Annotated in this window: 15 protein-coding genes and 1 pseudogene; 7 read left to right on the forward strand and 9 right to left on the reverse strand. The window is 48.8% G+C overall.

The window, feature by feature from the left end; translation table 11 throughout:
• Window positions 1-15 precede the first annotated feature (15 nt).
• Window positions 16-1,761 (reverse strand): right-handed parallel beta-helix repeat-containing protein, encoded by a 1,746-nt coding sequence (locus Y79_RS0108445; protein WP_016937278.1) that lies wholly within the window; start codon window positions 1,759-1,761, stop codon window positions 16-18.
• Between the two features lie 277 nt (window positions 1,762-2,038).
• On the opposite strand from Y79_RS0108445, the gene Y79_RS0108450 reads away from it, so the two are divergent.
• Entirely contained in the window at window positions 2,039-3,517 is a 1,479-nt protein-coding gene (locus Y79_RS0108450) for a peptide MFS transporter (protein WP_016937279.1), read from the forward strand.
• Window positions 3,518-3,561: 44 nt separating this feature from the next.
• Here Y79_RS0108450 and Y79_RS0108455 read toward each other — a convergent pair whose 3' ends face one another.
• The 4 genes and pseudogenes from Y79_RS0108455 to Y79_RS0108470 all read right to left on the reverse strand — a co-directional run bounded on the left by Y79_RS0108455 (window position 3,562) and on the right by Y79_RS0108470 (window position 6,311).
• Window positions 3,562-4,023 (reverse strand): hypothetical protein, encoded by a 462-nt coding sequence (locus tag Y79_RS0108455; protein WP_016937280.1) that lies wholly within the window; start codon window positions 4,021-4,023, stop codon window positions 3,562-3,564.
• Window positions 4,023-4,250 (reverse strand): non-oxidative hydroxyarylic acid decarboxylases subunit D, encoded by a 228-nt coding sequence (locus tag Y79_RS0108460; RefSeq protein ID WP_016937281.1) that lies wholly within the window; start codon window positions 4,248-4,250, stop codon window positions 4,023-4,025. Before Y79_RS0108460 ends, Y79_RS0108455 begins: the two co-directional genes overlap by 1 nt.
• Window positions 4,251-4,267: 17 nt before the next feature.
• Window positions 4,268-5,689, reverse strand: a complete 1,422-nt coding sequence (bsdC, locus tag Y79_RS0108465; RefSeq protein WP_016937282.1) for a phenolic acid decarboxylase BsdC — start codon at window positions 5,687-5,689, stop codon at window positions 4,268-4,270.
• Window positions 5,690-5,691: 2 nt separating this feature from the next.
• Window positions 5,692-6,311: pseudogene (locus Y79_RS0108470) on the reverse strand (non-oxidative hydroxyarylic acid decarboxylases subunit B).
• 84 nt (window positions 6,312-6,395) lie between these two features.
• Here Y79_RS0108470 and Y79_RS0108475 point away from each other — a divergent pair.
• The 6 genes from Y79_RS0108475 to Y79_RS0108500 all read left to right on the forward strand — a co-directional run bounded on the left by Y79_RS0108475 (window position 6,396) and on the right by Y79_RS0108500 (window position 11,144).
• Window positions 6,396-7,274, forward strand: a complete 879-nt coding sequence (locus Y79_RS0108475) for a LysR family transcriptional regulator (protein ID WP_016937283.1) — start codon at window positions 6,396-6,398, stop codon at window positions 7,272-7,274.
• Between the two features lie 123 nt (window positions 7,275-7,397).
• A complete protein-coding gene (tcyA, locus tag Y79_RS0108480) occupies window positions 7,398-8,195 on the forward strand; it encodes a cystine ABC transporter substrate-binding lipoprotein TcyA (RefSeq protein WP_016937284.1) in 798 nt (265 codons plus the stop codon).
• Complete coding sequence (locus tag Y79_RS0108485) at window positions 8,182-8,886, forward strand: amino acid ABC transporter permease (protein ID WP_016937285.1); 705 nt, start codon at window positions 8,182-8,184, stop codon at window positions 8,884-8,886. Before tcyA ends, Y79_RS0108485 begins: the two co-directional genes overlap by 14 nt.
• 12 nt (window positions 8,887-8,898) lie before the next feature.
• The gene (gene tcyC, locus Y79_RS0108490; RefSeq protein WP_016937286.1) at window positions 8,899-9,642 is read left to right on the forward strand and encodes a cystine ABC transporter ATP-binding protein TcyC; all 744 of its coding nucleotides are present in this window, start codon (window positions 8,899-8,901) and stop codon (window positions 9,640-9,642) included.
• A gap of 99 nt (window positions 9,643-9,741) precedes the next feature.
• Window positions 9,742-10,371 carry a YczE/YyaS/YitT family protein gene (locus Y79_RS0108495; protein WP_016937287.1) on the forward strand — a complete coding sequence of 210 codons (630 nt, stop codon included), beginning with the start codon at window positions 9,742-9,744 and terminating at the stop codon, window positions 10,369-10,371.
• Window positions 10,372-10,469: 98 nt separating this feature from the next.
• Window positions 10,470-11,144 carry a 4'-phosphopantetheinyl transferase family protein gene (locus tag Y79_RS0108500; RefSeq protein ID WP_016937288.1) on the forward strand — a complete coding sequence of 225 codons (675 nt, stop codon included), beginning with the start codon at window positions 10,470-10,472 and terminating at the stop codon, window positions 11,142-11,144.
• 35 nt (window positions 11,145-11,179) lie between these two features.
• On the opposite strand, the gene Y79_RS0108505 is transcribed toward Y79_RS0108500, so the two are convergent.
• The 4 genes from Y79_RS0108505 to Y79_RS0108525 form a co-directional block, all read right to left on the reverse strand.
• Complete coding sequence (locus tag Y79_RS0108505; RefSeq protein ID WP_016937289.1) at window positions 11,180-12,490, reverse strand: aminotransferase class I/II-fold pyridoxal phosphate-dependent enzyme; 1,311 nt, start codon at window positions 12,488-12,490, stop codon at window positions 11,180-11,182.
• A 121-nt stretch (window positions 12,491-12,611) separates the two neighbouring features.
• On the reverse strand, window positions 12,612-13,343 hold the full coding sequence (gene srfAD / locus Y79_RS0108515) for a surfactin biosynthesis thioesterase SrfAD (RefSeq protein ID WP_016937291.1): 732 nt from the start codon (window positions 13,341-13,343) through the stop codon (window positions 12,612-12,614).
• Between the two features lie 18 nt (window positions 13,344-13,361).
• Entirely contained in the window at window positions 13,362-17,198 is a 3,837-nt protein-coding gene (srfAC, locus tag Y79_RS0108520; protein ID WP_016937292.1) for a surfactin non-ribosomal peptide synthetase SrfAC, read from the reverse strand.
• Between the two features lie 34 nt (window positions 17,199-17,232).
• Window positions 17,233-18,973, reverse strand: a 1,741-nt coding sequence (locus Y79_RS0108525) for a condensation domain-containing protein (protein WP_016937293.1), incomplete at its 5' end; no start/stop codon positions are given.

The following is an 18,973-nucleotide window of genomic DNA, read 5'->3' on the forward strand; positions in this document are numbered from 1 at the left end:
CGGCGGGGATTGTTTTCAGATGACGATATTTCCGATTTCCGTATCTGTCGTGTGTTTCACAATGATGCCTTTGATAATGCGATTGCCGATGATTTTGGTGCTTGCCGAGGAACTGGTTTGGATGGCGGAAGCAGAAGCGGCGGAAAGGTTGTTGATGGTATTGCCCGAAATGAGGGAATTGGAGGCACCGTTCAAATAGATGCCGATCGGGCTGCCCGCCGTTCGGTTGATCGTGATCGTATTGTCTATGACTTCATGCGTGCCTGAGTTCAGATACACGGTAACGATAAGCGGTGATGATTCAAAGCGGTTGCCGATGACAGAGGTCCCTGAGGATGTTGAACTGAAAATGGGGTAGTTTTTGTAGCTTTTGAAGAGATTTCCCTTGATGACAGCCCTGGCGTCATTTGTAACAGATACGGCATAGGACTCCGCGGCGCCCTGAAACGCATTCGGGATGAGCGTATTTCCTTCAATGACGGCATTTCCGCCTGTGACCCATATGCCCCGGCTGAATGATTTCAGCACATTCTGTTTTACGGTGATATTGCCGGCTGACATGCTGATTCCGTCTGTTACCTGATTCAGTGTGTTATTCATAAAGACGGCGTTGTCCGAGAGCGTCGCCCGCATCCCCGTGCTTCGTCTCGTTTCGGAACGTCCGTTTTCAATGACATTGCCGTCAACGGTCACATCTTCCGCCTGATAGACGGAAATACCCGCATTTTCAAATTGATTGATTTTGTTGTGAGTGACCAGGACGCTTTTTCCTCTTACATCTATTCCCGTGGAAAAACCGGTAATCAGATTGTTGGAAATGACGGCATTGCTGCTGTCCTGCCCTTGGGAGACACCTTGTCCGGCGATTCCGGTCCTTGAGCCGCCGTTTGACCAAAAGAGAACATTCCCGGAAATGACGGTATGTGCGCTGTATCCGTAGCTGATTGTGTTGTCGGAATGATTTCCTTCAATTAACACATTATATCCGTTAAAGTTGGTGACTGAGCTTGCGGCGTTTCCGTAAAAGAAGTTGTTTCGGATGGTGATGTGAAGAGCCTCTTCATAATCAACATCGCCTTCTCCGTACGATTCAATGTCGATTCCGAATTTCGGAGCCGTTCCGTTCCCTTGCCCGGCGTCTTCGATCACGCATTCTTCCACCATAATGGTATTGCAGCCGGTGATTGAAATGTTGTTCCGTCTTGACTCCCTGATCTCACAGCGGCGGATGGTCACATGTTCTGATGTTTCGTAATCACTGTTTGTTTTTAAACCGAGCGGGCTGACAATAATGCCGTCTCCCGTAAAATTCGATATTTTCACATTTTCGATCAGCACATTGCTGCTGCCTTCAATACAGATGCCAAACCCCCATTCATGAGTTGACCGTAAAGGAACATTGGTATACGTGTGTTCATCCCGTTCCCCGATGATGCGGCCGCCGGTGATGGTGACATTTTCCCGCCTGCCTATATAGAAAGCCGAATAACCCCAGGAGCTGTTCGGCGACACTTTAATCGTGCATTCCGGATCCATGATGATGGAGAGATGGCTCGGCACATTAATTCCCGCGTTCCTAAACGGCTGGCTTTTGTCACCGCCAAGCGTGCCGTTGATTTTATATGTTCCGGGCGGAAAAAACACCGTATGACTGCCCTCGCTGACAGCCTTGGCCAAGCATTGATTGATGGCGGCCGTCACATCGGCAGTCCCGTCTGCTGCCACACCGCAATCCGTTATATCTAAAATACGATTCGGCAAGTAATAATCTCCTCCTTCCTCTCTTATTTCATCTTATTCCGTCATAATCCGCTCCGCCTGTACATACTTTAAATTTTATTAAAAAAGTTTATATAGATAGTTTAGTCAGATTATATGACAAAATAAGCCATTGGAATTAGGAAAATCCATCTATATTCAACGTTTTAATATCTTTTCATTCTGGAATTTTTTGAATTCAGTATAAATTATATTGACACAAGTATTATATAAGAATATGATTTTTGTAATACACTTTTTTAAGAAAGGGTTGGCTCAGGTGGCATCTATTGAAAAGGAATCTATAACAGAAACTGTGCCGCAACGAGGCTTTTTCGGTCATCCCCGCGGCCTGTTCACACTGTTTTTTACTGAGTTTTGGGAGCGTTTCTCCTACTATGGTATGAGAGCTATACTGCTTTACTATTTATACACGGAAGTCGCTCATGGCGGGCTCGGATTTGATAAAACCACCGCAGTTGCCATCATGTCCATATACGGGTCTCTCGTATACATGTCGAGCGTCATCGGCGGATGGCTGGCCGACCGGGTATTCGGCACGGCAAACACCGTTTTTTACGGCGGAATTTTAATTATGTTCGGGCACATCGCTCTTGCCTTCCCTGGCAGTACGGCGGCGTTTTTTACAAGCATGACTCTGATCATTATCGGAACCGGCCTGCTTAAACCAAACGTATCCAGCGTTGTCGGAGCTTTATATACGAAGGAAGACGAGCGCCGCGACTCAGGTTTCAGTATCTTTTACATGGGGATCAACCTCGGCGGATTGCTTGCGCCGCTAATTGTCGGAACACTCGGACAGAAGTACAACTACCACTTAGGCTTCGGATGCGCCGCGGCCGGTATGTTCCTCGGACTGATTGTTTTCGCTCTTACGAGAAAGAAATACCTCGGCAAAGCAGGCTCCAATGTACCGAATCCGATTTCTAAATCATCAGTGATCGGAACGGGAATCGGAATAATCATTGCAGCAGCGGTTATCATCGTTCTGATTCAAACCGGCTGGCTGACGATCCAGCGTGTGATTGACATCGTCAGTATCCTCGGCATTGCCATTCCGGTTATTTACTTTATTGTGATGTTCATGAGCAAAAAAGCGACAAAAACGGAAAAATCACGGCTTGCAGCTTATATTCCGCTGTTTATTGCGGCGGTTATGTTCTGGGCGATTCAGGAACAGGGCGCGACGATTCTTGCTTTATATGCCGATCAGCGCACGAGACTTTCTTTTGCGGGCATACATCTTGAGTCATCATGGTTCCAGTCTCTGAACCCATTATTCATCGTCATTTTCGCACCGGTGTTCGCTTGGATCTGGCTGAAGCTCGGCAAACGCCAGCCTTCAACACCGATTAAATTCGCGATCGGCATTATTCTTGCCGGACTGTCATTTTTAGTCATGGTGCTTCCGGTTATGGGCGGAAGCGGCGAGCTTGTGAGCCCGCTTTGGCTTGTGCTCAGCTTCCTTTTGGTTGTGCTTGGCGAGCTTTGCCTTTCACCGGTCGGTTTATCCGTCACAACGAAGCTCGCGCCTGCCGCCTTCTCAGCGCAGACCATGAGCATGTGGTTCTTAACAAACGCCTGCGGTCAAGCCCTGAACGCAAAAGTAGTCGGTTTGTTTGATAAGGTTTCTGAAGCGGCCTACTTCGGCTCAATCGGTCTTATTTCGATCATTCTCGGTATTATTTTAGTACTTCTTTCTCCTGTTATTAAACGGGCGATGAAAGGCGTACAATAACTAAAAAAGCCTGCGGACGGTTCCGCAGGCTTTTTTTTGTGCGTCTATCGTTTTAATTCCTCAAGCGTTTCGCTCCACCTCTTCAGGACACCTTCCGGCTCGTGAAGACGGATGACCGGTCCGGATGTCAGATCCGCGTATTTCGCCCGATCTTCCTTGACGGTGATCACGCGGCAGCTGAACCGCTCCCTTTCGTATTTCGCCTCTTTCAGCGGCGGAAGCGCCGCACATTCCAATGTCACGTAATATGCGGCTCCTCCGTGCCAAGCGATGAAAAGAGCTTGTCCCGAATGCAGCAGGCTGTTTACGGTCGTCGTGTTTTTCCATAAGGCGAGCCGGAGATTTGTGCGGCTTACAGCCACTATTTCACCGGCGCTGATCATGGCCGCGTGCGGACGGCCTTCTTTTGTCACGGATTGCAGCACAAATGCGTCGTGCTGTTTTTTTTCAAGCTCCGTTCCGTCTAAAAGCGTGTAAAGCGCCGCCGGCAAGTGCTCCGTCAGCATTACGCTTTTCTTTCCGGGACAGCGGGAACATGTGTGGCCGTCTCCGTTTCTTTCGGATCAATTTTAAATGCTGGGTTGAATGCCGCCGGATTGGTGATGCTTTCCGGTTCACAGGATCTCCATGTGAAAAAGCAGGTTTGGCATTGGTATATTTCCCAAGCGCCTTTGACCGGCGATTGGCTGACGGTTTCTCCTTTTTTCGATTCACAGCGCGGGCATGTTTTCATAGCAAACTCATCCTTTCTTATTGATTCATTAAGTCCATCAGTTTTTGTTCCCACTCTTTCGTTGTCAGCGGAGAATCAAGCGGCTGCGAATAATGGCCTCTTGTTTCCGGCGCGACAGGCGTCGTGGCGTCAAGAATCATTTTGTGTGTCATCCCAGCCGGATCGGATCCCGGGTCAAGCGGAAGGACGGACAGGTCAGGAATGATGACTGCGTCGTGTTTCGGATGCATTTTCGTTGAGAGCGCCCACATGACTTGCGGGAGGTTAAACGGATCGACATCCTCATCCACGACAATGACCATTTTGCAGTAGCCGAGTCCGTGCGGCGTGGTCAGGGCGCGCATGCCGACCGCCTTGGCAAAGCCGCCGTAACGCGTTTTCGTTGAGATGATGGCGATCAGGCCGTGCGTATACATCGCGTTGACGGCGACAATTTCGTTCGGATAGGCTTCCTTCAGCTGCTGGTAAAGCGGCACGCACGTATTAATGCCGATCATATAATCGCACTCCGTCCACGGCATGCCTAAGTATAAATGTTCAAAGATCGGATTATTTCTATGATATACCCGTTTGATTTTGATGACCGGCATGCTGCGGCCGCCTGAATAATGGCCCGTGAACTCACCGAAAGGGCCTTCGTATTCCCGTTCTCCCGCAAGGATCTCTCCTTCCAGAACGACTTCGGCGCCCCAAGGGATGTCTAAATCAGACAGCTTAGATTTGACGATTCTGTAGGGCTCCCCTTGAATCGCGCCGGCCATTTCATACTCGGATTGATCGTATAGCAGCGGAGTTGACGCGGCCGTCGTAATCACCGGTTCACAGCCGAGCGCGATCGTAACGGGAAGATTGACGCCGCGTTCTTCAGCCTGGCGAAGATGAATCGCAATATCATGCTGAGGCACGGGCTGAATGCCGAGGCGGTCTTTTCCCTTCACCTGCATTCTGTAAATGCCGACATTCTGCTTGCCGAAATTGTCCGGATCTTCAAGATCGCGGGAAATGACGCACGCTTTATCCAAGTAATACCCGCCGTCCCCCTGGTTGATTCTGAATAGCGGAAGGATGTCAAAAAGGTTGATGTCCTCAGTAATTTCATTTTCATGAAACGGCGCGGTTTCTTCACGTTTGACCGCTACCGGGAATGAATCGTACCGTTTGGCGAACTCAAAGAATTGTTCTTTTACAGGCGTATCTTTCGGCATGCCCAGCATCATCGCGTGATTCGGCCATGAGCCGATGACATTCAGGGCGACCTGCGCATGGTGATGTCCGTAAATATTGTTAAACAAAAGCGCGGGGGTTTTATCCCCGAGGTTGCTGGCTGCACGCGCGGCGGCGCCCAGATCCGGCTCCGGTTTTACCTCTTCGTTGACTGTCAACAGCTGCCCTTCTTTTTCAAGAGCGGCGAGAAATTCCCTAAAATCCTGATAGGCCATTATCAGATTCCTCCTTTTTGTTTTTCAATTCCGTACCACCGTTTCGCTTCCGGCAGACGGATCCCGAACTGGTCGAGCGTCCGGAACACGATGTGGTCGATCAATTCGTCCATGTCAGCCGGCTTGTTGTAAAAGGCCGGCATCGGCGGAAGAATGACGGAACCCATTTTTGTAAGCGCTAGCATATTTTCTAAATGAATTTGGCTGAGCGGCGTTTCTCTTGTCAGCAGCACAAGTTTTTTCCGCTCTTTCAGGATGACGTCTGCCGCTCTTGTCAGCAGATTATCAGCCATTCCGGTGCGGATGCTTGCAAGTGATTTCATGCTGCACGGAGCGATGATCATCCCGTCCGTTTCAAACGAGCCGCTTGAAATCGCCGCCGCCTGGTCTTTGTGAGAATACGTATAGGACGCCAGTTTCTCGACATCTTTTAACGTATAATCGGTTTCATGTGTGATGGTGACATTTGCCCAAGGTGACACGACAAGATGGGTTTCGATCTCCGCGGCTTTTAAATATTCTAAAAGCCTGATCCCGAATATGGCCCCCGTAGCCCCGGTCATTCCGATGACGAGCTTCATATTGACCCTCCTTTACGCTTGAAATATGGTGTCAAAACCATCATACTCCTGATATATCCATATGAAAAATATTAGTTAAATCTATGTATTATACCTTAAAGGTATAAAAGAAAGGAGCGCTGCTCATGGATATCAGGCAATTGCGTTATTTCGTCACCATCGCCCAAGAGCAGAAAATCACGACGGCCGCTAAAAAGCTTCATATGGCGCAGCCGCCGTTAAGCAGACAGCTGAAACAGCTGGAAGATGAATTGGGCGTCATCCTGTTTGACCGCAATAAAAAGAAACAAATGACCCTTACATATGAAGGAAATGTCTTTTTGAAAAGAGCGAAAGAGATTCTTCATAAGTTTGAGGATGCCATTATCGAGGTACAAGAGCTGAAGGAGGAAGTGGCCGGCACGCTTGCCGTAGGGTCAACCATTTACTGCGCCGCGCTCATGCTTGAAAAAGTGTCACAGATGAAAGAACAGTATCCGCATCTTACCTTTAACATTTGGGAAGATGAACCCGTCTCACTGCTGGAGCTATTGGAATCCAGGCAGATTGACGCCGCCGTCACCACCACCTTAATTAAAAACGATGGCATTGAATCGAAGGAACTTGAAGACATTCCGTGCGTCTTGGTGCTGTCCGAGCATACGAAACGTCTGTGCGGTGAAACGATTAAACTGAATGACATCGCCTCTTTGCCTCTGATCCTTTTGCGCACCGTCAATGGAAGGGGTGTGTATGATCAAGTCCTCCATGTTTGTGAACAGTACGATCTCGACCTACGGGTTGTCTGTGAATGCCATGATTCCGCGACGCTCTTGAGCCTCGTATCATCAGGATTCGGCGCCACCATTCTGCCTTTGACGATGATTCCCGTCCATATGCGTTCGCATGTCAAAACGGTTATCATTGAAGACAACCCGTTTGTCATGACGCCGGCTGTCATCTGGAGAAAAGACAGCTATCTCCCGAAGCCGGTCAGACAGTTTTTGGAATTATTTTGTTCGTGAAACACGAAGATTTCACATTCATGAAAACCAATTACTTGACTCATACTAAAAAAAAGTTATCCTTTACAATTGGGAGCTATTTTTTCTCAATAAAACTACTCAGAAAAGTGGGGAATAAAGAAGATGAAAAAAGCATTGTTCGCTTTATTCATGATGGTCAGCATCGCGGTGCTTGCAGCCTGCGGAAACTCACAGGGCAGCGGATCTAAGTCAAAAGACAGCGATCTTTGGGCTTCTGTCAAGAAAAAAGGCGTACTGACCGTCGGTACAGAAGGAACGTACGAACCGTTTACCTTCCATGATAAAAAGACTGATAAACTGACCGGATATGATGTGGAAGTGATTCAAGAAGTCGCGAAACGTCTCGGTCTGAAAGCTGACTTCAAAGAAACGCAATGGGACAGCATGTTTGCCGGTTTAAACTCGAAGCGGTTTGACGTCGTCGCCAACCAAGTCGGCAAAACAGGCCGTGAGAACCAATATGATTTTTCTGATAAATACACAACGTCAAATGCTGTCGTCGTGACGAAAAAAGACAGCACGATTGCGAAAGAAGCTGATGTCAAAGGAAAAACAGCGGCTCAATCATTAACAAGCAATTACAATAAATTAGCGAAAGATGCCGGCGCGAAAGTTGAAGGCGTTGAAGGCATGGCGCAATCCCTTCAGCTCATTCAGCAGGGCCGCGCTGATCTGACTTACAACGATAAACTTGCCGTACTGAACTACTTAAAAACGTCCGGCAATAAAAACGTGAAAATCGCGTTTGAAGCAGGCCAGCCGCAGCAGACATATTTCGCATTCCGAAAAGGAAGCGGCGAACTTGTGACTCACGTCAACAAAGCGTTAAAAGACATGAAAGAGGACGGGACTCTTTCTAAAATAGCTAAAAAATGGTTCGGCGAAGATGTTTCTAAGTAACATGCCCGAGCCGGTGATTGCGGCAGCCATTCCTTGGGACCTGGTGCAGCAGTCATTCTGGCCGATTCTTTCCGGGGGAATCTATTACTCGATTCCCCTTACTATTCTTTCCTTTATTTTCGGAATGATCATCGCGCTGATTACGGCGCTCGCCAGAATGTCAAATATGAAACCATTGAGATGGGTGTTCAGCGTATACGTATCAGCAGTGCGCGGCACTCCTCTTCTCGTTCAATTGTTCATCATTTTTTATCTGTTCCCGACCTTTAATATTACGCTGGACCCTTTCCCAAGCGCAGTCATCGCGTTTTCATTAAACGTGGGCGCCTATGCTTCTGAAATCATCCGGGCATCTATTTCATCCGTGCCGAAAGGGCAATGGGAAGCCGGTTATACGATCGGCATGACCTATCGCAAGACATTGTTCCGCGTGATCCTGCCGCAGGCGTTTCGCGTGTCCATTCCGCCATTATCAAATACATTTATCAGCCTGATCAAGGATACATCTCTCGCGTCACAGATTCTTGTCGCGGAGCTGTTCAGAAAAGCGCAGGAGATCGGTGCGCAAAACCTTGATCAAATCTTGGTCATCTATATTGAAGCCGCCTTTATTTATTGGATCATCTGCTTCTTGCTGTCTATCGTACAGCATGTGATCGAACGGCGTCTCGACCGTTATGTGGCCAAATAAGGAGGTTTCGATATGCTTTTCGTCAAAGGATTGAATAAATCATTCGGCCAGAATGAAATTTTAAAAACGATAGATATGGAGATAGAAAAAGGGAAAGTCATCGCCATTCTGGGACCGTCCGGTTCAGGAAAAACGACGCTTCTGCGCTGTCTGAACGCGCTTGAGATCCCCAACCGCGGCGAGCTGGCATTCTCCGATTTTTCTATAGATTTCTCTAAAAAAGTGAAGCAGGCTGATATCCTCCGCCTCCGCCGCAAATCAGGCATGGTCTTTCAGGCGTATCATCTGTTTCCTCACCGCACGGCGCTTGAAAACGTCATGGAAGGACCCATTCAAGTGCAAAAGCGCGACAAGGAGCAAGTCAGAAAAGAAGCGATGGAGCTTCTTGAAAAAGTCGGGCTGAAAGACAAAATGAACTTATACCCGTTCCAGCTTTCCGGCGGTCAGCAGCAGCGTGTCGGTATCGCCCGCGCGCTTGCGATTCAGCCCGAGCTGATGCTGTTTGACGAACCGACGTCAGCGCTTGATCCGGAGCTGGTCGGCGAGGTGCTTAAAGTCATTAAGGATTTGGCGAACGAAGGGTGGACGATGGTTGTCGTCACGCATGAAATCAAATTCGCGCAGGAAGTGGCCGATGAGGTCATCTTCATTGACGGCGGCGTCATTGTGGAACAAGGACCGCCGGCCCAAATTTTTTCGGCGCCGAAAGAAGAGCGTACGCAGCGGTTCTTAAATCGTATACTGAATCCTTTGTAGGAGCCGGAGAAGAAGCGAAACACTGATTTCGCTTCTTCTTTTTTTCGGCGTTTATGCTACAATGACAATTAATGAGATTTTATGAAAGAAGGGACCTCTTTGAAGCGGGAATTCGTGATGCGCTGGACGTTTTATTTTGCCGGTCTGTTGATTTTGTCTTTCGGGGTATCTTTAACCATTAAAGGAAAAGCTCTCGGCATCAGCCCTTGGGATGCCTTTCATTATGGGCTTTTTCAGCATTTCGGGCTTTCCGTTGGCCAATGGTCCATCTTGGTCGGCGCGGTGATCGTCGTTTTAACCTGCCTGTTCACGAGGACGCTCCCGAAAATCGGCGCCATCTTGAATATGGTGCTGATGGGAATGTTTATTGATTTCTTTTCGTTTCTGCTTCCTGAGGCGCATGCTTTTTCCTTAGCAGCCGTGTTTTTCTCTTTCGGATTGCTGCTGATCGGCTGCGGCGTCGGGGTTTACGTATCAGCCGGGCTCGGTGCGGGCCCCCGGGACTCTCTGATGATGCTGATATCTGAAAAAACGGGCTGGAACGTGCAATGGGTGCGGAACGGCATTGAGCTGACGGTTCTGGCCGCAGCCTGGACGATGGGCGGACCGATCGGAGCCGGCACGATTATTACGGCGGTTTTGACGGGGCTGATTCTGCGCTTTTCTTTGCCGCAGTCCTCTAAACTGTTAACATATGCGATCTCAGGGCGGGCAACGTCCGTTCATTAAAAACAAAGCCGAAATGGTTTTGTTTTTTTATTTTCGGACAGCTTGCGTCTGATATGATAGGATGGTTTTGACAATATTTGCAGACGGAGGATCTGGACATGAAGATTTACGGAGTATATATGGACCGGCCGCTTTCTCCGGAAGAAGAAGATCGGATGATGGCGGCCGTGTCCGCCAATAAGCGGGAAAAATGCCGGCGCTTTTACCATAAGGAGGATGCTCACCGCACCTTGATCGGCGATATGCTGATCCGCACCGCCGCGGGGAAGGCTTACGGACTTGATCCGGCCGCGATTTCATTCAGCGTCCAGGAATACGGAAAACCGTATATCCCCGCGCTTCCGGACATGCACTTTAACATTTCCCACTCCGGGCGCTGGGTCGTGTGTGCCGTTGATTCAAAACCGATCGGCATTGATATTGAAAAAATGAAACCCGGCACGATTGATATCGCCAAACGGTTTTTTTCGCCGACGGAATACAGTGATCTGCAAGCAAAACACCCCGACCGGCAGACCGATTATTTTTATCACCTGTGGTCGATGAAAGAAAGCTTTATCAAACAGGCCGGAAAAGGGCTTTCCCTGCCGCTTGATTCATTCAGCGTCCGCCTCAAAGACGACGGCCATGTGTCCATTGAGCTCCCGGACGGACATGAACCTTGTTTCATCCGCACATATGATGCGGACGAGGAATATAAGCTGGCCGTTTGTGCGGCTCATCCCAATTTTTGTGACGGAATTGAGATGAAAACGTATGAAGAGCTGCGGTAAAAATAGAAAAAGGAGGGTGTCCCCCTCCTTTTTTGTCAGCCTGATATTTCCGCCTGTTTCTGCAGCTGCTTTGCTTCTTGATAAATTTCTTCGAACAGATCCGCGATGTGTTCTTCTTCGACGCATGAAAATGCGATTCGCAAATCCGTCTCATTGATGGATATCGTCCCGATTCCTCTTTTTTCAAGCAATGAGACTCTCAATTCACCGGCGTTTATATCTTTCAGCCGGACACACATGAAATAGCCCGAGTTAAACGGATAAGGCGTCCATACGTCTTCATAGTGCTTGTTTTCTGCAAGAACGGCTTTTACTTTGTCAGCCCGTTTTTTCATAATGTTATATTTCAGCGATTTTTCTTTCTCGTACTCCGGTGACTGCATCGCCCGCAGCATAAACGTTTGGGAAGGGTGCGGGGCGCTTGAAATCGTCCCTCTGATAATCCCTTTTGTTTTTTCCTCGAGCACGCGCAGCGCTTTTTCGCTTTTGGTGCTGTACGTAATAAAACCGACGCGGAAGCCCCACGCGTAATTTTCCTTCGTCGCGCCGTCTATTTTCACGCAAAGCACCCGGTCGTGCACTTGGGCGAGTTTGCTGAAGATGGATTCCTGAATGGCCGTTTCATCGTAAAACAGATTGTAATACGCATCGTCTACGAGCACGACAATCTCTTTGCCGGCCTCCGCCGCCTCCAAGATCACGCTGACGATTTCTGACGCTTCCTCTTCTCCCGGCGTATAGCCTGTCGGATTATTCGGGAAATTCAGCACGACAATCGCCTTCTCTTCCTGCTTTTTCAGCAGCTCGGACAGCCCTGCCGCATTAAAACGCCCATCGTGCTGAAAGAGCGGGTACGTCTCAATAGATGCCTTGCGCCGGACACCGAAAATGAAGTTGTAATTTCCCCAATATTTATCAGGCAGAAGGAGCGTATCCCCTTCATTGACGAACAAGTCGGCGGCAATGCTCAGCCCGTGTGTCAAAGCGTTTGTCACGATCGGCGTGCTGATGTCTTTGCCGGCTAATGAAGGATTTTCGAGACGCATTTTTTTCAGCCATTCCTGTCTGAGCGGCTCTTTTCCCTGCGGCGGAGCATAATCGTAGATATCATCGGGGTTATAGGCGGACAACGTCTCTTGAATATGGGAAAAGTGCATGGACTCCCCTTGTGAGGTGGCGATTCCGATCGTGGCATTATACTTTCCGGCCTTGGCTTTCGCTTCCGCTGATTGCGTCAGCACCCCTTTCGGATAAAACAAATCTTTGCCCAAATCAGAAAGCATATGAAGCACGTGCGGGTTTTCTTCAGATAATGTTCTGTTCAGCTCTTTTGCTGCATCATTCATGTACGACAATCCCTTCAAAATTATATTCCATCAAATCATAACATAAAATTTTTGATAAATGAGAAAACGATCGGGCAGATTTTGTTACAAAAAACAGACAGCGAATGCTGTCTGTCATAACCTATAACAATTGGCCTGCAGTGCTCCTGTTAATAATCTCATAGATTCGTTCCGCCACTTTTGCAGTTTCACTTAATATGAACATGTGGCCGTCCGAAAACTCGTGAAATACGGGATTTGCGGCCCATTTTTTCCATCCGTCCGCATCTTTGATACATTTTTTATCCTTCCGCCCATTAAAAATATGGACGGGTGATTGAATGGTGTGAAGATCAGACGGCCGGAAGCTTTCAAGCGCACGGTAGTCGGATCTGAAAGAAGGCAGGAAAAATGACATGACCTCCTTATTTTCCACTAACTCCTGCGGCATTCCGCCAAGCTCGATAATATGGGCGAGAAATTTTTCATCATCAAGATGAGAAACCTTTTTTCTTTCCGCATGCGGCGGCTGAATGGCTGAGATGATCACGGCCTCAGGGTAAATGCCTTCCCGCTCCAGCTTTTGCGCCAGCCTGAAAGCGACCATGCCTCCCATACTGTGCCCGAACAGCACAAACGGACGGTCAGGACGGAGATTCAGCTCCTGCTTGTACAAGCTGACGAGCTGTTCAAAATCCTCAACGGCGGACATTTGATTTGTCCCGTGTCCAGGCGGTTCCGCGGCAAGCATCTCACATTCACCTTGGAGATAGGTGTGGAGCGGGCGGAATGATGCTGAATAGCCTCCTGCGAACGGAAAACAGATGAGCTGCGTTTTTTCTGTGGTATCGAACGATTTAAAGAGCTGGACCATTAGCGGCTTCCTCCTTTTCTATCGTGAAGTTGTCAGCTTCAGATGTTCATTTCTTAGGAATTCGAGCAAAAATGCCGCATTCCTTTCGAGACATTCACCCTGAAGCATTTCTGCGTGAGTGCCGCAGCCTTTTTTCACACGGTATTCACCTGCCGTAGCTTCCTCCCACGAAGCGAGCCACGGCGGCATCGCAAAGTCCGGTTCTGATGTTAATAGATCTATGTCCGCATTGACGGTGCCGGTGCTGACGGCATGCACGAAATAAGAATAAAATGCATTTGTTTTTTTGGCGAGTCCTTCTTTGACGGCTTCGTTATTCAGTGCTTCATTGTCCCTGTTTACCTTCATCAGCGCCTCGACATCACTTTCTACTGTGCGGCCTTCCAAGTCGCTGACGCCTTGTTTTTTATAGGAATCAACCATGATCAGCCGCTCCACTTTACGTCCTTCGGCTTCAAGCCGTTTGGCGGTTTCAAAGGCAAGCGTGCATCCTGCCGAGTATCCGAACAGCTTGACCGGGCCTTCCGGCTGCAGCTGATTGATCAGCTCTGTGTAGCGTTCGATACGGCTGTCTTCCTCGATAAAATCGAACGCGCAGATTCTATAGCCGGACAGATGTTTTGCCAGCGGCTGGTACATCAGCCCGTAACCGAGAACAGGCGGGAACGCAAACAGTGTGTCAGACTGATTTTTATTCATGATGGTGAGGTCTTTCATCCCTTTTTCTTCACCGTGAATCAGATAATCGGCAATGCCTGCGATTGTCGGCGCTTCGAACAACAGCTTCACCGGGATATCCGTACCGAGCTCTTTTTTAATACGGGACGCAGCCGTCATCGCTTTTAAAGAGTGCCCGCCGAGTGCAAAGAAATCATCATGAATGCCTATCTGCTGTCTGCCAAGAATTTCGGACCAGATGTGTGCAATCGTTTCTTCCGTCGCATTTCGGGGCCCAATCCATTCTTTCGCCAGCTGAGCGGGATCAGGTTTTGGCAGCATCCGTTTATTGACCTTCCCATTTGTCGTTAAAGGAAGCTCCTCTAAGAAAGTAAAAGTTTGCGGCACCATGTAAGCAGGAAGCTGTTTTTTCAGGTGCCCTTTTACGTCTTCAGCTGACAGCTGCGCCCGGTTCACGAGGTAGGCGTTGATTGATGCATCTCCAGACTCATTGCGGGCAACAACAACAACCGCATCTTTCACACCCGGGTATTCCTGCAGCTGCTTTTCAATTTCTTCAAGCTCGATCCGGTGTCCGCGAATTTTGACCTGATCGTCAATTCGACCGGCGTATTCAATCGTCCCATCCGGCAGCCAGCGTGCCAAATCCCCTGTGCGGTAAAGCGTTTCTCCCGGCTTGAACGGGTTTGGGATAAACATTTGCTCCGTCAGATCATGACGGTTCAGATACCCTTTTGATACACCCATTCCGCTGATGCACAGTTCACCGACAGCTCCAAATGGCTGAAGCTGATTTTGCTCGTTAAGAATATAAACACTGGCATTGCTGATCGGCTTTCCGATCGGCAATGAAGAGATGGAATCCGGTAAATCATGCACGACGTGAGCTGTCGCAAACACTGTTCCCTCAGTCGGCCCGTAGCAATTAATCAGCTTGCCCGGCCCCATGATCTTAAGCGCTTTTCTGACGTGAGGCACAGACGCGCGCTCACCTCCGAATAACACGCAGCGAAGCCCCCTCAGCCAATCCTCTCCCGCATCGGTGAGAAGGTTGAAAAGTGCAGTCGTCGCAAACATGACATTGACATTCTCCTGCCGGATCAAGTCAGTCAGCCGTTCTGTATCAAGCAGTGTCTGTTCATCTGCGATAATGAGCCGTGCCGCATTCAGTATTGACGCGTAGAAATCAAAGGTAAATGCGTCAAAGGCGTAATTCGAAACAGATAAGAACGTATCTTGTTCAGAAAATGCCATGTAATCTACATGCTTGACCAATCCTTGTATATTGGCATGAGTGGTGATATTGCCCTTCGGCTTTCCGGTTGTGCCGGACGTATACATAATATATGCCGGATCATCGGGTTCAATTGCGGCTGCAGGGTCGCTTGCCTGCTCTTCGAACCGTGCAGGATCATCAATGAAGAGTGTTGTTCCTGTATACGGCAGCTGATCCGCTTTTTCTTTCATCTCCTGATGTGTCAGCAGACAGGCTGCCGCACTGTCAGTCAGCATATACGAGATTCGGTCCTCCGGCAGCTTCGGATCAACCGGGAGATAAGCCGCTCCTGCTTTTAATACGCCGAGAATGCCGATCACCAGTTCAAGCGAGCGCTTCGTGTACAACGCGACAACGGAGCCTTTACCCGCACCTTGCTTTTGCAAACGGCGTGCAAGGCGGTTCGCTTCCTCATCTAATTCGCGATAGGAAAGAGTCTGGCCGGAATACGTAAGCGCCGGCGCATCAGGATGAACATTCACCGCCTCTTTGAACCAATCCGTCAGAGGCTTCGCCTCATGGTTTTGAGCAGGCGGGTTTAAGCCTGTAAGCAGAAACTCTCTTTCCTTTTCATCAACAAGACTGATCGTATGAACAGGCTGATCCGGCTTCTGGATGAGCTGCTGAATCGCTGTGAGAAGCTGTGATTTTAAGCGCTGGATAAATGCCTCATCAAACACATTCTCATTATAGGCAAGCTTAATCAGCATCTCGTCTCCCGGGGAAGCCATCAGGTTGAGATCATAATTCGACTTCTCAAAAACATGGACATCCTCCATTTCAAAGCCGTTTTCATTGTTTTCTTCATTTTTTGCATCCTGAAGCGGATAATTTTCAAACACAATGATGTGGTCAATCAGCTTTGGCTGATCGGCCTGGCTTTGGATGTCATAGAGCGGCACGTATTGATGCGGCTCAGACTGCAGCGATTGTTCCTGCAGCTGCTTGAGCAATCCGTTAAATGTGGTATCCTCAGACAGTTTCACCCGCCTCGGGACAACATTGATAAACAGCCCGACCATATGTTCAACGCCTTTGATTTCTGCGGGACGCCCGGAAACGACTGTGCCGAAGATCAAATCGCCGGACTGCTGGTAGCGGCTGATTAATACACTCCACACTGCCTGCAGCGCCGTACTCAAAGTGGTATGCTGTGATTTTGCAAGCTCGTTAAACGCCTTTGTGTCCGCCTCCGGCAGTGAGAAGAGCAGCTCTTTCGGCTCATAGCCGTCCTTTTGCTTCTTTCTTTGCTCCGCAAATGTCGTTTGTCCTTCAAATTCCTCTAAGTACTCGCGCCAGTAATGCAGTGATGCTTGTTTATCCTGCTTTTCAAGCCACTTGATATAGTCCTTATATGGTTTGACCGGCGGCAGGCTGTATGGCTTTTGTTCGCGCAGGGCATTGTATACCTTAAACAGATCCTGCACGACGATGCCAAAGCACCAGCCGTCCAAAATCATGTGATGATAGCTCCACACCCATTCAAAGCTTTCTTCAGCTTTTTTAAAAATAGCCGCACGCATTGGGATATCCCGCGTCAAATCAAACCCCTTGATCTTATCCTGTTCTTTGTATTCATTGATTTTGGCTGCTTGCTCGCTGCCCGGTAAGTGTGCCAGATCGATTTCTTCTATCTGAAACTGCCGTTTTTTCAATACGACTTGGACCGGCCTTTTTACTTTTTCGTGAATGAACACGGTACGAAATACATCGTACCGGTCCATGATCACATTCATGCTTTCTTCAAGGCATTTGATATTCAAGCTGCCTTTTACTTTCATTGTCATTTGTTCGATATAAAAGCTTTGGCCGGGATTCAGGAGAGTATGAAACAGCATTCCCTCCTGCATTGGCGACAAATAATACATGTCCTGAACTTGATCTTTTTTGAACTGGCTCATCTGCTCCGCTCCCCCCTTCTGTTAACTGTTTTTGTCACGTTAAATTCTCCTCAAGCATGTCAAAGATGTCTCCCATTTCATCCATCTCCAGATCCTGCGCGCTGAAGTCGCTCGGCGTAAATTCTTTCTCCTCTTTGGCCGTGCAATGGCGGATGATCATTAAGAGGTTTTCTTTAAATCGCTGCATCTGTGCTTCGACTGTGCTTCTTTCATATTCTTCCTGATTGTATGAGCAGGAAATGACGAAGCGGCCGCCTGTAACCATCCCGCTGAAGCTCAGTGCGTATAACGCCTCTGACTCTTCGCTGACTTGACGTCCCATATCATATGGAGACGGTTCAAACCATTCAGTTTTCACTTCATTGTCAAACTGCCCTAGGTAGTTAAAACTGATTTCAGGCGTGACGCCTTTTTCTGTTTCATCGGATGACAGATACCGGAGAATCCCGTATCCTACGCCTTTATCAGGAACGCGCCGCACCGTCTCTTTTACCGTTTTAATGACGGAAGAGACGCCGTCTTCCTTGCTGATCTGCAGAATCAACGGATATTGGGCCGTAAACCAGCCGACCGTCCGTGAAATATTGACATTCGGTATGATTTCTTCCCGGCCGTGTCCTTCTAAGTTGATGCCGACTTTACCGTTTTCCGTCCATTCACCGATTGTTAAGCCGAGCGCGCTAAGCAGAATGTCGTTGATTTCCGTTCCGTACGGATGATGAACATCTGTAAGCAGCTGCGCCGTTTCTTCCTCGGTTAGTTCACATTTCACGGCCGCCGTATGTTTGACGAGCCGTTTTGTCGGCTCATGGTCTTTCGGCAGCGGCTGGAGTTCTTCTGCATCTGCCTGCGCCCAATAATCCGCCTGCTTCTTCAGCTCTTCTGATTGCGCAAACGTGCTCAGCGCCTCTGCCCAATCCTTAAAGGAGTGGGTTTTCTGCGGAAGGACGATGCTGTTTTGCTGCTGCGCCTGTTTATAACCTGAAGCGAAATCCTCAAGCAAAATTCTCCATGAAACCCCGTCCACGACGAGATGGTGAACCGCAATTAACAGATGATCGCCTTGTTCTGTCCGATATTGCTCTGCTTTTAACAGCGGGCCGTTCTTCAGATCAAGACTGCCCTGAAGCTGATCGGCAAGCCGCTGAATCTGGCTTTTCAGCATGTCTTCGTCTGTTCCGTACAGATCAACGATTTCAAAGCTTGCCTTGCATTCACTGACAGGGAGGTATGTCTGAATGATGCCTTCCCTTTCTTCACGATAAACCATCCGCAGTGCATCATGGTGTTCCATCAATGCTTGCAGGGTTCTTTCCACCAGAACCGGATCAAAGCCGTCTTTTGCGTGAAGCATGACGGATTGGTTCCAATGGTGTTTGTCCGTAAAGTTTTTCTCAAAGAACCAGCGCTGGATCGGCGTTAATTCCGCTTCGCCTTCGACAGGTCCCTGGTCGGCCTGCTTGCCTTCCGTCCGCTCCACGTAAGAGACGAGCTCTTCAATGGTCGGATGCTGGAAGAGATCTTTCATCTCCAGCTTGTAGCCGTGCTGATTCAGGCGGCTCGCCATTTGAATGCCTTTGATCGAGTCGCCGCCGAGCGTGAAGAAATTATCGCTTACGCCGATCTGATCCAGTCCGAGCACTTCCTGCCAAATGTCAGAAAGCAGCGTCTCCATCTCCGTTTCCGGCGCTTTGTACGCGGCGCTTCCCGCCTCAATGTCCGGCGCCGGCAGGGCTTTTTTGTCAATCTTTCCGTTTGCGGTGACCGGAAGCTCG

The organism is Bacillus siamensis KCTC 13613, assembly GCF_000262045.1.
Classification (GTDB): Bacteria; Bacillota; Bacilli; order Bacillales; family Bacillaceae; genus Bacillus; species Bacillus siamensis.

Bases quoted from the DNA above. Each gene is read 5' to 3' on its own strand.
- Y79_RS0108455 (WP_016937280.1), bottom strand. From the start codon at position 4,023: ATGCTGACGGAGCACTTGCCGGCGGCGCTTTACACGCTTTTAGACGGA.
- Y79_RS0108460 (WP_016937281.1), bottom strand. From the start codon at position 4,250: ATGAAAACATGCCCGCGCTGTGAATCGAAAAAAGGAGAAACCGTCAGC.
- bsdC (WP_016937282.1), bottom strand. From the start codon at position 5,689: ATGGCCTATCAGGATTTTAGGGAATTTCTCGCCGCTCTTGAAAAAGAA.
- Y79_RS0108475 (WP_016937283.1), top strand. From the start codon at position 6,396: ATGGATATCAGGCAATTGCGTTATTTCGTCACCATCGCCCAAGAGCAG.
- tcyA (WP_016937284.1), top strand. From the start codon at position 7,398: ATGAAAAAAGCATTGTTCGCTTTATTCATGATGGTCAGCATCGCGGTG.
- Y79_RS0108485 (WP_016937285.1), top strand. From the start codon at position 8,182: ATGTTTCTAAGTAACATGCCCGAGCCGGTGATTGCGGCAGCCATTCCT.
- tcyC (WP_016937286.1), top strand. From the start codon at position 8,899: ATGCTTTTCGTCAAAGGATTGAATAAATCATTCGGCCAGAATGAAATT.
- Y79_RS0108500 (WP_016937288.1), top strand. From the start codon at position 10,470: ATGAAGATTTACGGAGTATATATGGACCGGCCGCTTTCTCCGGAAGAA.
- Y79_RS0108505 (WP_016937289.1), bottom strand. From the start codon at position 12,490: ATGAATGATGCAGCAAAAGAGCTGAACAGAACATTATCTGAAGAAAAC.
- srfAD (WP_016937291.1), bottom strand. From the start codon at position 13,343: ATGGTCCAGCTCTTTAAATCGTTCGATACCACAGAAAAAACGCAGCTC.
- srfAC (WP_016937292.1), bottom strand. From the start codon at position 17,198: ATGAGCCAGTTCAAAAAAGATCAAGTTCAGGACATGTATTATTTGTCG.